The organism is Microbulbifer sp. A4B17 (genome assembly GCF_003076275.1).
Taxonomy (GTDB): domain Bacteria; phylum Pseudomonadota; class Gammaproteobacteria; order Pseudomonadales; family Cellvibrionaceae; genus Microbulbifer.
Genome location: NZ_CP029064.1, coordinates 3,218,652 through 3,233,747, shown reverse-complemented (window position 1 = coordinate 3,233,747; position 15,096 = coordinate 3,218,652). Strand labels below are relative to the sequence as shown.

Genomic DNA, 15,096 nt, shown 5'->3' with positions numbered 1-15,096 from the left:
CGATTATTTAATGAAGCTCACACTGAAAGTGACCCAGTATAAAAATTCCCATCGGGGCCCGGTTTTTCTCCCCTCCCTCCAAAAAAAGTAAGTAATGGAGAAACTATCGTTCAGTTCCTATAAATATATAGGTTCTGAGAGAAACACAAAGGCAAGGCTGTTTTGTTCTTTACTGGAAAATCTTGCGTAAGGCCTTATAAAACAAGGCACTATCACGGTGAGTCTGATCACTCAGACTGCCTGGCATTTTGGTTTGTAGCTAAGATAAAGGACTTTGGGACGCTCTATAGTAGATATGACCCTGATTTACATTTACCCTTGGATAGATGGGCGTATCAATAAGGTCTTTAAGACTCCTCTTAGGGGTTGAGGCTACCTGACTTTCATCAAGAAGGGCTGCAAAAAGATGGCAAATTACTAACTTTACCCTGTCGGAATAGGTTAATATTTTGCCGTTTGAACGCCAACATGGATAGCTGACCCTGCATCAATATTGATGCACAAGGCGATATTTTATGCGATCAATGATGTCGGCTGGAATAAGCTTTTTCAAAGCTGTAAAGATTTTATTGACTCTTGAGGGTGTTAAAAAATATTTACAAGCAATGAAATGTAAGGAGCGATTTCAAAAGGAAATTGGAGAGATGATTACTTGGTTATATGGTGTCATACATATGACAACAGATCCAGAATCTGGCGCAAAGCTTTCACTTCCTTGATGGCCTTGACTTTACACTAGGTGTAGATGCTGTCATTTGGGACTGGTGTTTTATGAAATATCTGGTTGTGGATAATTGGTGGTTGGATTTTTTAAAATCGATTCCACCATATGGACAAGTGGTGATCTCCTGTTTTTAGTGACGGCAGAGAAGTACTTAGCGCTTATCCCGGTGATAACACTGAACCTTTTGATGCTTTTTAAGATTCCAGGGAGATTGAATATGATTCAGAGGGCAGTCGACTACTGCAAGTTCAAGCTGGCTGGCCACATTGTCCCGTCAGATAGATGTGCCTAGGCTGATCTCGTTGGCGTTATTTCATTCTTGGAAGCTAATAAGGTTTCATATGAGCTTTCAATTTTAATCTAATAGGTTTGAAGACCGCTCAAATATCCATTAATGTGGATGTCCCATAAATAGTGTGATTGTTGGAAGATGGGAAACTGGAACAATTATGAGGAATATCAATGAAGATTATATATAGATTGTTTTTTATTGCCGCAACTGTCAGTGTATGTGTTGCTGGCTCAATGCATGAGGATGTGATTCATAATCCGGTATTAGCAGAAGGAAAAACCCTTTCAAAAGAAATATTAACGGCTGAAGCTGGTATATCTGGTACCATGGTGGATAATGTTGGTTATATTATTGGGGCAATAATTAGAGCTCTACTGGGAGAGGAGTAATATTTTAGCCCAGCGGACTTATGGTAAAATGGTGGGGCAGTGTTCCGCTGGGTTAATCTTCTCTGGTTGAATCGAAAACCAGGAAACTATGGAAATCTGGATCATTTAAGCGGAATCTTAATGAAGATTATATATGGATTATTTCTTGTTGCCGTAACTGCCAGCGTATCTGGTCTTTCATAGGCCAGTGAAACTTTGCTGAAGCACAGTGGTAAATGTTGTTATCGTACAAATAAAAGTCGTTTCCATATATTGTAATTATCGCATACTCAACTTATAAGTATGCAGACAGTGGATCAGTAGAAAATTTTCCAGTGTTTTGAGGGTGCTTAGAAAAGACCCTCACAGCTAAGATGTAGTCGTTCAGACTTGATTAGTCAGTTTCTTGGGGCTTCAAAAATCTGTATCACCCAAACAACGCTATAAAATAATCAATTTATCTGGGTGATAGCTGCGGCAGTGTCAGGTTCCCATCTTAAACCGGATGTATTCGGTATTCTGAGACTTTTAAGTGTGGTGGCGGATAATGTCTCTATTTGTGCTTATGGTGTTCTTTAAGTGAGTATCGAGGGATTGCTCTCAAAGTGGCGTCATTTTGATGCTCAAAATTTGCTCAGTCTGATGATCCTGGGTTACTGCCTCTTACTCTGAATCAAGCTTATTTAGCAACCTTATAAACTCTTCAAGCTCTTTACTGCTGGTGGAGTCCACAGAAAATTTATTGTGGAAAAATATGGTGAGTTTCACTTTGGGGGAATTGATAAAAACCGTATAGCCGTCAAAGTCGGTGCTGACCGCCAAACCCTGATAATGCCATTCATTACCCTCCTTACGCCCCTCCTTTGTCGCTCTATCAAATACCCGCAGCGCTTGTTTGACATCAATTTTGTGTTCGGCATCCATTGCTGCTTGCTCCTGCCGCTAAGCTTGTTGTTTTGGGACGAAACTGTCTTTGACTTGGAAGCTTAGACGACATGGACACTGACATCCATAACTACCCTCCGGTAGATACGCGGCTGTTTGACTGGCTGGCTTACCTTGGTTTGATTCCATTTGTCGCTGGAATCTTTATGCAGTGGTTGGGATTTTCTATTTGGGGAGTGAGCCCGCGCCTGCTGTTCACGGCTTATAGCGCTGTGATTCTCAGTTTTCTTTGTGGCGTCTGGTGGGGTGCTGCACTTAATCGGGTAGGGCATCCGCATCGGTTGATGTTGGCGCTGTTGAGTAATCTGGTGACATTGATTGGTTGGGTCGCGCTGCTGATGTTTCGCACTGCCTGGGCACTACCAGTGCTGTTACTCGCTTTCGGTTTTGTTTCCTGGGCGGAGTCTCGGCTAAACCCCAACCTGCCAGGACGGGACCAGTATTTTCGCACTCGCAGCATCGTGACTTATCTGGTGATGGCCTGCCATCTGCTGATGATTCTGCTGCTCCTTTGAAATGGCTGGCGCAAACTAGACTTTTAGCTAGAGAAGTTATTTAGAGGTAGCTGTTATGCAACCGGTTTCCTCCGCGGTACTCGATCAACTGTTCAACAATGCCAGAACCCATAGTCACTGGCAGGATAGACCTGTGTCGGAAGAAGTTTTGAAACAGCTCTACGACCTAGTCAGGTTCGGACCCACCAGTGCCAATTGTTGCCCCATGCGATTGGTGTTTGTTGTGAGCAAGGAGGCGAAGGAGAGGCTTAAACCGGCCTTGAATACGGGAAATATTGAAAAAACAATGCGGGCCCCAGTGACAGCGATTATTGCTTACGATATGCACTTTTATGAACTTCTGCCCAGGCTCTATCCTCAGGTGCCTGCGCGGGAATGGTTTGCTGATAGTCCGGAATATTCTGAAGTGACGGCATTTCGCAATGGCTCCCTGCAGGGAGGGTACTTTATTTTGGCGGCGCGGGCCCTGGGGCTTGATTGCGGTCCAATGTCGGGCTTCGATAATGCAATGGTCGATGAGGAGTTCTTCAGTGAAAAGTGTTCAGCTCCTGCATTTTTGCCAGAGCACTTCCCCGGTTGTCATATCAAGTCAAACTTCCTGTGCAATCTCGGTTATGGCGAAACTGAAAAATTACACCCGCGCAATCCCCGGTTGGATTTCGATGAAGTATGCAGAACTTTGTAAGTTGCCGCTCTCAATATAATTCGTATTCGCTTATCAAGGGTTGATAATAATTAATCGAGACCAGGTGTGCGTTAGTGGCTCTTAAACGATCTCAACGGTTAATTCACCTGAAAGAATATTTCTTGTCGGGAATGAAGATTTTCTTCAGTAGTTATTTGGCCGAGATATTAGTTGGGTCATGGTGGAGAGATCTGTTTGAGTTACAATATCGGAGGAAATAGTGATCTTTCGACCGGAGAAAATTATCAGTGGTGGCCAGACAGGGGCTGATATCGGTGGCTTGTTGGCAGGGCAGCGCCTGGGAATTGCCACTGGCGGTACAGCACCGCTGGGTTATTGGACTGAGATCGGGGATCGGCCGGAGTTTCTAAAAGGGTTTGGACTGATTGAAAATACGTCCCCGGACCTGGAAGAGCGTACCCGTGAGAATATCCGCAACGCCGATGCCACTGTTATTTTTACAACCAATCCCGGCAGTGATGGCACCCTGTTTACTATTGAATTCTGCCAGGTATCGGGAAAACCGCACTTGGTGGTCAGTCCGACCGACGCCGATCGAGTACAACTGGTGAGCGACTTTATCCTCAAGAACCGTCCGCAGACGCTTAATGTGGCGGGTAATCGTGAATCCAACTCCCAGGGGATTACTGAAATTACTGCCGAAACCATCGAGAGGGCGCTGACCCGTTGAGATTAGGGTTCAATGTGCTTCTCAATATGATGATCTGAGGGGTTGGGTGCGCGCAGTCGCAACTCCAGGTCCGGATACTGCCCTACGGAAAACCAGAAGAACAGGCACAGGGCAGCAATTGTGGCGAATAGAGTGAAGTAGTGAACCCAGGCTGGTTCTGGCCCACCGGGCAGAAAGTGTTTTTCTTCAACGCTGCGACGGCGATTTAAAATTAGTGCATAAAAAATGACTGTCGCAATCACAAAGATCAGGGACCAGCGGGTTTGTTGCCCATCAGATCCCACCAGGGCCACCAGGCAGTACACCGCTGCAATCAGTAAAATTACAGTAAACAGACCGTACTGCTGAGGCGGCATTTTGCCGTAGGCCAAAACCCGCAAAGCTATCGCTGAATAGATATAGGGCATCAGCGTCATAATCACAGCGACAGAGGCAATTTTGCCAAACTGCTGGCTGGCCGTTGGCGATATGGTGGTAAGTATTAATACAGACATCAGCACAGCCACCAGGGTCAATCCGCCGGTAGGCACGCCTTTGCTGTTGGTACGGGCAAATAGCGCTGCAAACAGGCCATCATCTGCCGCCGCCTTGGCAGACTGCCCCACCAGCAGTATCCAGCCGCCCAGCGAACCGATACAGCCGATAGCGGCACATAGGGCTACGACATTGGCCGCAGTATTTCCCAGTGCCAGGCGAGCAGCATCGGCAAAGGGAGCGGAGGAGCTGATTAAATCCTGGTTTGGCAGCATCCCCATAATGACCGATGAGCTGAGTACATAGGCAATAGAAGCCAGGATTACCCCCCCAACGGTCGCGACTGGGACGCTCTTGGTGGGGTCTTTTACCACTGCGGCGGATACTGAGGCAGTTTCCACCCCAATAAAGGCCCAGAGCGTGAAGGTCAGGCTTGCCATAATGGCACTGGAGTCGCTCTTGCCTGAGACATTCCAGCTGCTGACAAAGTTTTGCTCATCGAACCAGAACCAGCCAAAAATAGCGGTGCCGAGGATCGGAAGCAAAACCAGGCTTGTGGTGAGGGATTGGATGCGACCGACGGTGCGCGGGCCCAGTACATTGGCGTAAGTCAGTAGCCAGACCATAGCAATCTGGGCCATGGCAAAAGTCAGTGGGTCTTTTAACGGTGGAAAAAAATGGGTCAGATAGCCCAGGCCAGCAGTAATCAGCGCAACATTGCCGATTACATTGGCCAGCCAGTAAACCAGGTTGGTTTGGTAGCCGATGTAATCACCAAAAGCGCGGCGCGCGTAGGCATAGGGGCCGCCGGCTGCGGGATAGATAGCCGCGAGCTTGGCAAATACCAGGGCCAGGGAGATAGCGCCGACGATGGTTATCAGCCAGCCGATCAGAGAAATACTACCGACTGCGGCGAGATTGGCGGGGAGCATGAAAACCCCGGAGCCCATCATATTGCCCGCAACCATCAGGGTCGCGGGTACCAGGCCTATTTTATGCTCCTCTTTGATAGGTGAGCCTATGGCGAGTCTCCCCGCAGGGCGTAAATATGATAGTGGCCGTCCCGCACCTCTACTCCGTGGTTATCGTGGACAAAGCCGGGAAACTGTCGATCGAAGGACTCAAGGACTTTGAGGTAACTCAAAGCCGGGCTATTGGAATCTCCAAAATTCTCTCCGGGCATCAGCAGTGGAATTCCCGGGGGGTAGGGGACAACGCCGTTAGCGGCAGTGCGCCCCGCCAGGCGGTTTAAGGGCAGTCTTTCCACATCGCCGCGCACCAGGGTTTCATAGGCTTGGACCGGACTGCAGTCGGCCTTGGGCAGCGCCGAAAATCCTGCGGACATTTGCGCGGTAGTACGCAGTTTTTTCATGGTGGAAAACATGTCTCCGGCAAGGTCGCGTAAACCGATATCCCGGTATGCGGGATATTGCTGTAATAGATTTGGCAGGCACTGGCTCAGGGGGCGGTTCTTATCATAGTCCCGTTTAAAAGCCAGCAGTGCGTTGATAAGGGTGCCCCATTTGCCCTTGGTGATACCGATGGAAAACAGGAACAGGATGGTGAAGTCAGTAGTTTTCTCCACAATAATTCCGAGGTTGTCCAGGTATTTACTGACAATCCCCGCCGGTATCCCCTTTTCTGCAAGCAGACCATCGCGCTGCATACCGGGGGTGGTGATCGAGACTTTGATGGGGTCCAACATACAGTATCCGGGTTCAATATCCCCAAAACCGTGCCAGGAATCACCGGGGTTTAATAGCCAGCAGTCCGGTTGGTGACATAACAAGTCCGCCGGCGCACTGTGAAAGGCATAGTTGTGTCCGTTATCCGGGTCGGTGACATGGTCCGGTTGCCAGCCATCAAAAAACCACTCCTCCTTGTCGCGGTACTCCTGCCGCAGACGTGCCAAAACCTGACGGAAGGCCACTGCTTCGGCGATGGCTTCATCGGTTAGTGCAGTGCCCCCGGGGCCGTCCATCATGGCCGCGCTGACATCGTTGGATGCCATGATGGAATAGAGCGGCGAGGTTGATGCATGCATCATAAAAGCTTCATTAAAGCGCCCGTGTTCGATAGGTTTACGTCCGTCGCGAATGTGGATCATGGAGGCTTGGGAAAGGGCGGCCAGCAGTTTGTGGGTTGATTGTGTGGCAAATTTGCTTGGCCCCTCTCTCGCCTCAGCCTCCCCTTGGTCGTACATAGCGAAACGATCCCGGTAGATAGGGTTGAAGCGCGCATAGGAATACCAGGCCTCGTCAAAGTGCAATCGGTCGACAGACTCGCCGAGAAGCTCCTCAACCCTGCGCACGTTGTAGCAAAGGCCGTCATAGGTGGAGTTGGTAATAACCGCGTGAATGGCGCGGGAGTTTTTTGCCTGTTTCGCCAAAGGGTTCTGTCGGATGGCTTCAGTTATAGCTGTGGCGCTGAGCTGCTGTGGTGGCACCGGGCCGATAAGGCCATAGTGATTGCGCAGTGGTACCAGGTAAGTGGGTACCGCACCGGACATGGTGATGGCGTGCTCTACGGATTTATGGCAGTTGCGGTCACACAGAGCCAGCTGTCCACGGGTAACGGACGCCATCAGGATTACCCTGTTAGAAGTGGAGGAGCCGTTGGTGACATAGTAAGTCCTGTCCGCGCCAAATACCTTTGCCGCATAGCGCTCGCCCTCGGCAATGGGGCCCGCGTGGTCGAGTAGGGAGCCCAGCTCTGTCACCGATACCGACAAATCGGAACGCAGCATATTTTCCCCAAAAAAGTCGTAAAACGCGCGTCCCGCTGGAGATTTCAGAAAGGCGGTGCCGCCAGTATGGCCAGGTGTGTGCCACGAGTATTCATGTACTCGTGCAAAGTGGGTGAGGGCGCGAAACATCGGCGGAAGGACTGTGTGGCGGTATCGCTCAATGGCCCCCTGGATTCGTCCCCCGATAAAAGTGGGGGTGTCCTCCAGCATCCAGATAAAGTCATTGGCCAGCTCCAGTGCCCGGCGCGGCATGGTGCTGACGGTCTGCTGGTCGGCGAGCAGAAAAACGGGCATTTTGAGATTGCGGGCGCGCAGTTGTTCCAGCACATCCAGGGCGGGGCACGCCCCTTCACCGGGTAGAGCCCAGTTGATTAACAAGCACTGTATCGCTGGGTTGGTGCTGAGGATAACTCCGGCATCACTGCTGCTGGTGGTTGTCACCAGGTCGATATTGCGTTCGGACAATTCGTTGCGAAGCCGAGTGGCAGCACGCCCCGGAGCACTGTTGTCGTCGAACTCTGCGCTGGCCATCAGGGCCAGCATGCGGTTGTGGCGTTGCTGTCCGAGGTGGTGCATGGAGTTTTTTCCGCCTCAAGGTGCCAATCCGGCACACCCTTTAAGTAGGCTCAGCGCAGGAAATTATCTCGTAGCAAATCCACCACCTCATCGGCGCGGCCGTTGAGTATTGCCTTGAGTCCGAACAGTGCGGTGGAGGTGACTTGTTGCGCCGTAACTTCCGGTGGCATCACCAGTTCCACACGGTTTGTCGGCACGCTGAGTAATGCCGGTCCGTCCGTGGCGAGCCAGCGCTTCATGCTTTCCTCCAGCTGATCTGCACTCTCGATACTGGCACCGCTGATGCCGCAGGCCTCGGCGACACGGCCAAAGTCGGGGTTCTGTAAATCGGTATAGCTGTCGAGCAGCCCCTCGATACGCTGCTCCATCTCTACAAAGCCGAGCGAGTGATTGTTGAAAACCAGGACTTTTACCGGGATTTTCTCTTGTACCAGCGTAAGCAGGTCTCCCATTAACATGGTCATACCACCATCGCCGCACATAGCGATCACCTGGCGCTCTGGATAGGCTTTCGCCATACCCAGGGCCTGGGGGTAGGCGTTGGCCATGGTGCCGTGGGAAAGGCTGGTGAGAAATGAGCGTTTACCGTTGGCAGTCAGGTCGCGGAGCAACCAAACCATACAGGCGCCGCCGTCGGCGGTGAATACGGCATCGTCATCGGCCAGCTTATTGAGTGTCTGGGAGACAAATTGCGGGTGGATTAGACTCGGATCCTTCTCCTTGCCTCGGCTCTCCATCTCTTCTCGGTCCTTTTTGTATCGCTCGAGCAGGTCATTGAGAAAGCTGCTGTCGGTACGCGCTTTTAACCTGGGCAAAAGTGCCTCAATAGTGGGGCCTATATGTCCTACCAGGCCCATATCCACAGGGGTGCGCCTTCCAAGGTGTGGCGCTTCTGCATCAATTTGAACAATGGTGGCTTTTTCCGGGTAGAACTGGGTGTAGGCAAAGTCGGTGCCCAGGCACAGTAGCAAGTCGCAAGTCATCGTTGCCCGGTACCCGGCCGGATTGCCGAGAATCCCGGTCATGCCCACATGGCAGGGGTTGTCGTATTCGAGAAACTCTTTCGACTTGGTTGTATGAGCGATAGGAGCAGCCAGGTGTTGTCCCAGCTTTACTACTTCATCGTGGGCGTAGCGACAGCCGATACCACCGTAAATAGTAATGTTCTTTGCTGCGTTGATTTTCTTAGCTAGCGCGTCGAGCTCACTGTCAGACGGGCGCGCTATCCAGTTTGGGCGGTGTACAGACCAGGGCAGGCTGTCTTTACTTTTTTCCTTGAAGATGTCGCCACTGATTTGCACTACTGCCACCCCCCGGCGGTTGAGCGCGGTTTGTACGGCCAGAGAAATCATTCGGCGGGCTTGATCTGGATCTGTCAGTGTTTCACAGAACACCGAACATTGTTCGTAGAGCCTTTGTTGGTCTACTTCCTGGGGGAAGCCTAAACCCTGTTCCGCCCGATCGATGCGGGAGGCTATCAGTAGCACCGGGGCGCCATTGCGGTGGCTCTCAAAAATACCGTTGATAAAGTGCAGGCTGCCGGGCCCTGCGGTTCCTGCGCAGACGCTCAATTCACCGGTAAGGTAGGACTCACCCCCAGCTGCAAAAGCGCCCACTTCCTCGTGGCGTACATGTACCCACTCCAGATCAGAGGTGCGCACTGCAGAGGTGAAGTGATTGATGGTATCGCCGACAATGCCGTAACACCGCTTGGCACCGGCCTTAACCAGTGTATCGACGATAATTTCTGAAACAGTCTGCATAGCGGTCTCCAAAGATTGGGTGAGGCTAGCGATTAATGGAGCGGCGGATCGATGCGTACTTGCCTTCTTCGAGCTTGATCGCAGGTAGAAAACTGTCAGCCCGTGCGGCCAGCCACCAGTGCCAATAGGGGGTGTCTTCCGGTGCTTCGATTAATGAATTTTTGTCGAGGAAATGCCAGATGCGGTCTATTGGCCTGGATTCGGCGGCATTGATTCGGTGGATCAGGTGGTAGGGCTTCAGGTCCCGGGGATCGGTAAGCCCCGCGCCGGCCACGATATCCCCCAGTGCTTCGAGAGTTTTTGCCTGGAACGCAGCTGCTCTTTTGCTCTGTACATCTACCACCAGCCCGCGTTGTCTCCGTGGGTCCTGGGTGGTAACGCCAGTGGGACAGGTATCCGTGTGGCAGCGTTGGGATTGGATACAGCCTACGGAAAACATAAATGCCCGTGCGGCATTGCACCAGTCGGCTCCGATGGCTAGGCATTGGGCCAGGCCGGAGGCGGAGTAAACCTTACCGCTGGCAGCCAGTTTGACCTTGTCCTTCAGGCCCGCTCCCACCAGGGCATTACGCACGATAATCAGGCCCTCCAACAGTGGCATTCCCACATGATTGGAGAGTTCCAGTGGTGCTGCGCCAGTGCCACCTTCGGCACCGTCCACCACAATAAAATCCACCAGCTTTCCGGTCTCGTGCATGGCTTTCATAATGGCCATCACTTCGTAGATATGCCCTACGCAGAGTTTTATCCCAACCGGTTTACCGCCGGACAGATCTCGCATTTGCTCGGCGAATTCCAGCATTTCGATGGGGGTGGAGAACATAGAATGTGAGCGGGGGGAGACACAGTTCTGGCCGGGAGGTACCTTGCGGGTGGAAGCGATTTCCTGAGTGACCTTGGCACCGGGCAGTACCCCGCCGTGTCCGGGCTTGGCCCCTTGGCTCAATTTAATCTCCGTCATTTTTACCTGGTCATTACAGGCCTCACGGAACAGGTCGGGATTAAAGCTGCCGTCGTCGTTGCGGGCACCGAAATATCCGGTGCCTAACTCCCAGACCAGGTCGCCGCCGTGCTTGCGGTGATAGGGGCTGATGCCGCCCTCACCTGTATCGTGGTAAAAACCGCCAATTGAGGCTCCCTTATTCAAGGCTTCTATTGCGGCAGCGGACAGGGCGCCAAAGCTCATAGCAGAAATGTTTAGTAGGGCGGCAGAGTAGGGTTGCTTGCAACGGCCTGTGCCCACTTCTGTGCGGCAGGCAGTGTTGGCATTTTTCTCAGGCTTCACTGAGTGGGTGAGCCAGGTATACTCCTCGTTCTGAACATCCTTTTCGGTCCCGAACGGATGCATATCTGAAAAGCCTTCGGAGCGGGCGTAGACCAAGCGTCGGGCCTCAATGCTATAGGGGCGCCCCTCTTCATCACCCTCGACCATATAAGCGCGAAAATAGGGGCGTAGATTCAGGAATAACCAGCGAATACGCCCGGCAACCGGAAAATTCCGTGTAATGCTCCAGTGAGTTTGGAGCATATCGTAAATCCCCAGCAGGACCAGGAAGACGCTGATCAGCAGAGCAATCAACCACCAGGCGCTGTCCGTAAAAGTGAGCACCAGGAAGAAAGGTGTCAGGATGAGTGCGGTAACAGGGATAATTGCGCGCTTTATACCATTCCGACCGGAATAGGCGCACCAGGGGTTGGGCGTACTCATAAAATCAGGTTCAGCATCGTTACATAAAGTTCCGATACTGAACCTAGATCATTTGAGCGGGTTCTGCCTCGAAATGACTCAGTATTAGCTTGCTAGCTGACCATTAGGGCGGGCAGGGCGTTTTGCTCGCTCGGTAAAAACTCGATCGCGGTGACGATAGAGTAATCCTTCAGCTCAAGTAGTATTTCTTCCAGTTTCAGTAACTGCCAGCAGGCGAGGGCACCATTTTCCAAAATCTCATTGCGCAGGAATTTTCTCGCCAGTGCAACAGCGGGGGCTGCTGGAATCCAGGGGCCATCGCCATCCAGTCCCAGAATTTGCCACTGCATGCCAGACTTTTTACCCTCGGCATCTTCACCCAATGCGCGAACAATCATTCCGCCGTGAGAGCTGCCGCCGGGCCAGTGGGCGCTGAGTTTATGGGCGATACGTGCAACACGGGAACTGGTGGCTGGTAAGTTCAGGCGCGAGAGCTGGGCGCACAGCGACAGACCGGCCTGGAGTATCAGCGGTTCTGTGCCGGTGGAAAACAATGCAGTGTTTAAGTCGGGCAGGTACCTGGGACACAATTCCAGATCGGGCACTTCAAAATCGCATAGCCAGCGCTTTCCCACTGGGTGGGCCAGGGTAATTGAGCGCAGGTGGTTGCCGGCAAAGGACTCTCTCCAGCGGCCGTTGCGCAGCTGGGGAAAACTCTCCCCCAGGGATTCAAAACCTGAGCGCACAGTAGCGAGACCGCGTTCAACTTTGTGCGCTGGTGCGATTGCCGCTTCTACAGAGTGGATAACCGGCAACTCCTTTTGGATCTCCGCCAGGGCCGCCGAGCTGAGCCCGGGCAGGCTGCTGGCACCGGATACCAATGTAATACCAGCGGCTTTGGCAGCGGGGGAAAGGCGGTGGAAATCACACACAAAGCGGCGAGCATCTGAGATATCAATATAGGGCGTACGCGCTTCTATACAGGCCTTAGCCACACGGTAGTCGGTTTCCCTCTGGTAGGGGCCGGCACAGTGAATCAGTAGATCCAGATGCAGGGCTTTTAGTTGGGCGGCGAGGTTAATGGAGTCCCGTTCCAGTCTGAGCCCTTCGGCCAGGCCGCCGAGTGATTGGGCGCAGCGGTCTGCCAATTTCTTGTTGTGGCCGGCAATTATCAGCTGGATATCAGGCTCCGATTTCAGCATCTGCGCTATACGTGCGCCGAAATTGCCGTAGCCGCCGAGAATCAATACGCGTTTATTCAGGTTGTTGATCACCTGGATGGAACTCCTGTCCCTTGTGGTCTGTAGAGATCATGCATTGTGCCTGCAGATTAAATCAAGAAAATCTTGGGGGCCTCTGAATAATTTCGTAATGCTTCTGGCGCTCAGAGAGGCTCATTATCAAAGTGCGGCTTCACATGTACGTCTAGTCCTTTCAATAATCCGCAACGCTGATTTGGCTTTATCTCTGGGTCATGGCCGTTGTCATTCTGTTGTTTTGTATATGCTAAAAGTGACCCACTCGGGGATCTCGCCTGTTTTCACCGGGTTCCCTATTGGGTGGAGTATTTCAGGAGGCCGCCATGGCGAGTTGGAACTTATTAGTTCAAGTGCCTTTGTCCATCATTGAGTAGCGAATTTATGATCTGAATCACCGCAGGACTCTGGCAGACTTGATTGCGCGCGCCATGATTATTAAAGGACGCCTCGATATTTAGACGTTTTAAAAAATCCATCTCTGAGGTGGTAAATCTATATCCGATTTTTTTGTGTCGCTATCGAGGACAGCACACCATGCGCTCCTTTGTTGATATCTAATTCGACTCTATGGGTATTCGCCATCTGAGCGATGCGCATGTAGCGAGTTTTCTGCGCCAGTTTGGGAGTGCACTAAATGATCTGCTTGAGGATCAGTTGCTGAGCCTCAGCCTTCTTCGCACCGGAGAGGGTGAATTTATATTCCTAACCAAATGCCACCATATCATTAGTGATGGAATCAGTTTATCGCTCCTCTGGTCCGAAGTTCTGTCCCGATCCCCTAGTTTGTATGTGTCGGCTAATTGTTGTGATACTGCTACTTTGGAATAGGCTGGTTGTGTAATAAAAGAAGCCTATACGCCGCGTTTTTCTGATGAATTTACCCGCCATTATGAGCGCGAAGCGCTACACCTGTGTGCGCCCTTTGATAGGGGTTACAAGCCTGTCTTTCATGACCCGCTGAATAATTTTTGCAAGCTGGTACTGCGGCAATTGATTCAGTTCGACAAGCTTGTCTTCCTGGATGTGGACACACTGGTATCATTCAATATTGATCACCTGATGAACTATCCGGAATCTTGTGAGGCGCCCAATCTTTACGAAGAGTGGGATGGATTTCATCGTACGAATTCGGGATTATTTACTGCGGTGCCAAGTGAAGTGATCTACCAGAAAATACTCGAGTAGCTGGATTGGCTGGGTGTTTTCTGGCGGTGTACAGACCAGACCTTTTTCTCTCGTTGGAACGGCCTGCCTGATATCTATAACGCCCTGCTATACCTCCACCTGAATTTACCGCAACTGTGGCAGTGGGACAGTATTTATGTCATCCACTACCAATATGAAAAACCCTGGCAAAAGCAGCACTCAAAAGTTGAAAGTTTAAGCCCCTGATCGACTTGTAGTCGGCTGTTTACGAGGGGCGGGATATCGCTGTTGATCTGGATGAGCTATCCCGTGCCTAGAAAATATAATTGTTAGGAGGAAATGTGAGAGTAGGGACTACTGGCGCCAGCAATGATGGATTGTGCTTATTTACAGGGGAAAGGTTTTCAATTTGGGGGCGTGCAGCATTTGCGGGAGACGCTTGAGGAATTGGTAGAGGCTGTGCAGCAACAGCAGAGCCTCTACCAAAACGCCGGTTCCTAGCCGATCGGCCAGTGAATCAACTCCAGTGAGTCTTTGTCCGCTTTCAGGCACCAGGCATTCTTATCCCAGTCTCCCAGCACAATACGCTCCGCCTGTTCACCGTTGATCGTCAACGCGTGGCGGGCGGGCCGGTGGGTGTGGCCGTGGATCAGTCGAAGCACATTGTGCTCAAGCATCACCCGCTCCACTTCTTCCTGGGTTACATCCATGATGTCTTCGGCCTTGCGGCTGTTCATACTCTTGGATGCCATACGAATCTGCGCGGCAATAGAGCGGCGTTCCTGTAGGGACTTGGCCAATAGCTCTTGTTGCCACTTGGGGTCCCGGGCCTGGCGGCGGAACGCCATATACTCTTTGTCGAGGGTGCAAAGGCTGTCGCCGTGCATAAGCAGCACGCGCTCATTACCGAGGGACAACGCAGTCGGGTCCTGAAGTAAAGTGGCTCCCGCGCGCTGGGCGAAGTCGCTACCCAACAGGAAATCCCGATTGCCGTGCATCAGGTACAACTCTACGCCGGTACCGCTATAGCGGCTTAGCTCGCCAATCACTTCGCGGGCCAGCGGGGCATCGTCGTCGTCGCCAACCCACGCCTCAAAAAAGTCGCCGAGAATATATAGCGCCTCAGCACCGGCAGCTCGCCCGTGCAGGAAATCAAAAAACGCCCGGGTAATATCCGGGCGTTTTTCGTCGAGGTGCAAGTCAGAAATAAAATAAGTAGACAATG

15 protein-coding genes are annotated in these 15,096 nt (G+C 51.7%); 8 read left to right on the top strand and 7 right to left on the bottom strand.

What is annotated here, in order from left to right:
• Positions 1-515 precede the first annotated feature (515 nt).
• On the top strand, positions 516-719 hold the full coding sequence (locus BTJ40_RS14380) for a hypothetical protein (protein ID WP_108733741.1): 204 nt from the start codon (positions 516-518) through the stop codon (positions 717-719).
• 467 nt (positions 720-1,186) lie between these two features.
• Positions 1,187-1,405: a hypothetical protein gene (locus BTJ40_RS14370; protein ID WP_108733739.1), complete on the top strand. Its 219-nt coding sequence runs from the start codon at positions 1,187-1,189 to the stop codon at positions 1,403-1,405.
• 642 nt (positions 1,406-2,047) lie between these two features.
• Here the strand turns inward: BTJ40_RS14370 and BTJ40_RS14365 are convergent.
• Positions 2,048-2,308, bottom strand: a complete 261-nt coding sequence (locus BTJ40_RS14365) for a DUF3081 family protein (protein ID WP_108733738.1) — start codon at positions 2,306-2,308, stop codon at positions 2,048-2,050.
• A 71-nt stretch (positions 2,309-2,379) separates the two neighbouring features.
• Between BTJ40_RS14365 and BTJ40_RS14360 the strand changes: the two genes are divergently transcribed.
• From BTJ40_RS14360 to BTJ40_RS14350, 3 genes are all read left to right on the top strand, one after another.
• On the top strand, positions 2,380-2,844 hold the full coding sequence (locus BTJ40_RS14360; RefSeq protein WP_108733737.1) for a DUF3429 domain-containing protein: 465 nt from the start codon (positions 2,380-2,382) through the stop codon (positions 2,842-2,844).
• Between the two features lie 55 nt (positions 2,845-2,899).
• Entirely contained in the window at positions 2,900-3,529 is a 630-nt protein-coding gene (locus BTJ40_RS14355) for a malonic semialdehyde reductase (RefSeq protein ID WP_108733736.1), read from the top strand.
• 220 nt (positions 3,530-3,749) lie between these two features.
• On the top strand, positions 3,750-4,220 hold the full coding sequence (locus BTJ40_RS14350; RefSeq protein WP_157954081.1) for a YpsA SLOG family protein: 471 nt from the start codon (positions 3,750-3,752) through the stop codon (positions 4,218-4,220).
• Between the two features lie 2 nt (positions 4,221-4,222).
• On the opposite strand, the gene adiC is transcribed toward BTJ40_RS14350, so the two are convergent.
• From adiC to BTJ40_RS14325, 5 genes are all read right to left on the bottom strand, one after another.
• A complete protein-coding gene (adiC, locus tag BTJ40_RS14345) occupies positions 4,223-5,704 on the bottom strand; it encodes an arginine/agmatine antiporter (RefSeq protein WP_255422914.1) in 1,482 nt (493 codons plus the stop codon).
• A gap of 8 nt (positions 5,705-5,712) precedes the next feature.
• Positions 5,713-8,016: an Orn/Lys/Arg decarboxylase N-terminal domain-containing protein gene (locus tag BTJ40_RS14340; protein ID WP_108733733.1), complete on the bottom strand. Its 2,304-nt coding sequence runs from the start codon at positions 8,014-8,016 to the stop codon at positions 5,713-5,715.
• Between the two features lie 50 nt (positions 8,017-8,066).
• Positions 8,067-9,779 carry a thiamine pyrophosphate-dependent enzyme gene (locus BTJ40_RS14335; protein WP_108733732.1) on the bottom strand — a complete coding sequence of 571 codons (1,713 nt, stop codon included), beginning with the start codon at positions 9,777-9,779 and terminating at the stop codon, positions 8,067-8,069.
• Between the two features lie 25 nt (positions 9,780-9,804).
• A complete protein-coding gene (locus BTJ40_RS14330; RefSeq protein ID WP_108733731.1) occupies positions 9,805-11,487 on the bottom strand; it encodes an FMN-binding glutamate synthase family protein in 1,683 nt (560 codons plus the stop codon).
• A gap of 92 nt (positions 11,488-11,579) precedes the next feature.
• On the bottom strand, positions 11,580-12,740 hold the full coding sequence (locus tag BTJ40_RS14325; RefSeq protein ID WP_157954080.1) for a saccharopine dehydrogenase family protein: 1,161 nt from the start codon (positions 12,738-12,740) through the stop codon (positions 11,580-11,582).
• 552 nt (positions 12,741-13,292) lie between these two features.
• On the opposite strand from BTJ40_RS14325, the gene BTJ40_RS23195 reads away from it, so the two are divergent.
• From BTJ40_RS23195 to BTJ40_RS22945, 3 genes are all read left to right on the top strand, one after another.
• Positions 13,293-13,553, top strand: coding sequence for a condensation domain-containing protein (locus BTJ40_RS23195; protein WP_108733729.1), 261 nt, complete (start codon positions 13,293-13,295; stop codon positions 13,551-13,553).
• A 162-nt stretch (positions 13,554-13,715) separates the two neighbouring features.
• A complete protein-coding gene (locus BTJ40_RS14315; RefSeq protein WP_108733728.1) occupies positions 13,716-13,910 on the top strand; it encodes a hypothetical protein in 195 nt (64 codons plus the stop codon).
• 330 nt (positions 13,911-14,240) lie between these two features.
• Complete coding sequence (locus BTJ40_RS22945) at positions 14,241-14,372, top strand: hypothetical protein (RefSeq protein ID WP_255422615.1); 132 nt, start codon at positions 14,241-14,243, stop codon at positions 14,370-14,372.
• Here the strand turns inward: BTJ40_RS22945 and BTJ40_RS14310 are convergent.
• Positions 14,369-15,094, bottom strand: coding sequence for a UDP-2,3-diacylglucosamine diphosphatase (locus BTJ40_RS14310; RefSeq protein ID WP_108733727.1), 726 nt, complete (start codon positions 15,092-15,094; stop codon positions 14,369-14,371). The two genes, BTJ40_RS22945 and BTJ40_RS14310, sit on opposite strands and share 4 nt — an antisense overlap.
• Positions 15,095-15,096 lie beyond the last annotated feature (2 nt).

What these genes read in the sequence shown, in the direction of transcription:
- BTJ40_RS14380 (WP_108733741.1), top strand. Translation starts at nt 516, where the DNA reads ATGCGATCAATGATGTCGGCTGGAATAAGCTTTTTCAAAGCTGTAAAG.
- BTJ40_RS14370 (WP_108733739.1), top strand. Translation starts at nt 1,187, where the DNA reads ATGAAGATTATATATAGATTGTTTTTTATTGCCGCAACTGTCAGTGTA.
- BTJ40_RS14365 (WP_108733738.1), bottom strand. Translation starts at nt 2,308, where the DNA reads ATGGATGCCGAACACAAAATTGATGTCAAACAAGCGCTGCGGGTATTT.
- BTJ40_RS14360 (WP_108733737.1), top strand. Translation starts at nt 2,380, where the DNA reads ATGGACACTGACATCCATAACTACCCTCCGGTAGATACGCGGCTGTTT.
- BTJ40_RS14355 (WP_108733736.1), top strand. Translation starts at nt 2,900, where the DNA reads ATGCAACCGGTTTCCTCCGCGGTACTCGATCAACTGTTCAACAATGCC.
- BTJ40_RS14340 (WP_108733733.1), bottom strand. Translation starts at nt 8,016, where the DNA reads ATGCACCACCTCGGACAGCAACGCCACAACCGCATGCTGGCCCTGATG.
- BTJ40_RS14335 (WP_108733732.1), bottom strand. Translation starts at nt 9,779, where the DNA reads ATGCAGACTGTTTCAGAAATTATCGTCGATACACTGGTTAAGGCCGGT.
- BTJ40_RS14330 (WP_108733731.1), bottom strand. Translation starts at nt 11,487, where the DNA reads ATGAGTACGCCCAACCCCTGGTGCGCCTATTCCGGTCGGAATGGTATA.
- BTJ40_RS23195 (WP_108733729.1), top strand. Translation starts at nt 13,293, where the DNA reads ATGGGTATTCGCCATCTGAGCGATGCGCATGTAGCGAGTTTTCTGCGC.
- BTJ40_RS22945 (WP_255422615.1), top strand. Translation starts at nt 14,241, where the DNA reads ATGATGGATTGTGCTTATTTACAGGGGAAAGGTTTTCAATTTGGGGGC.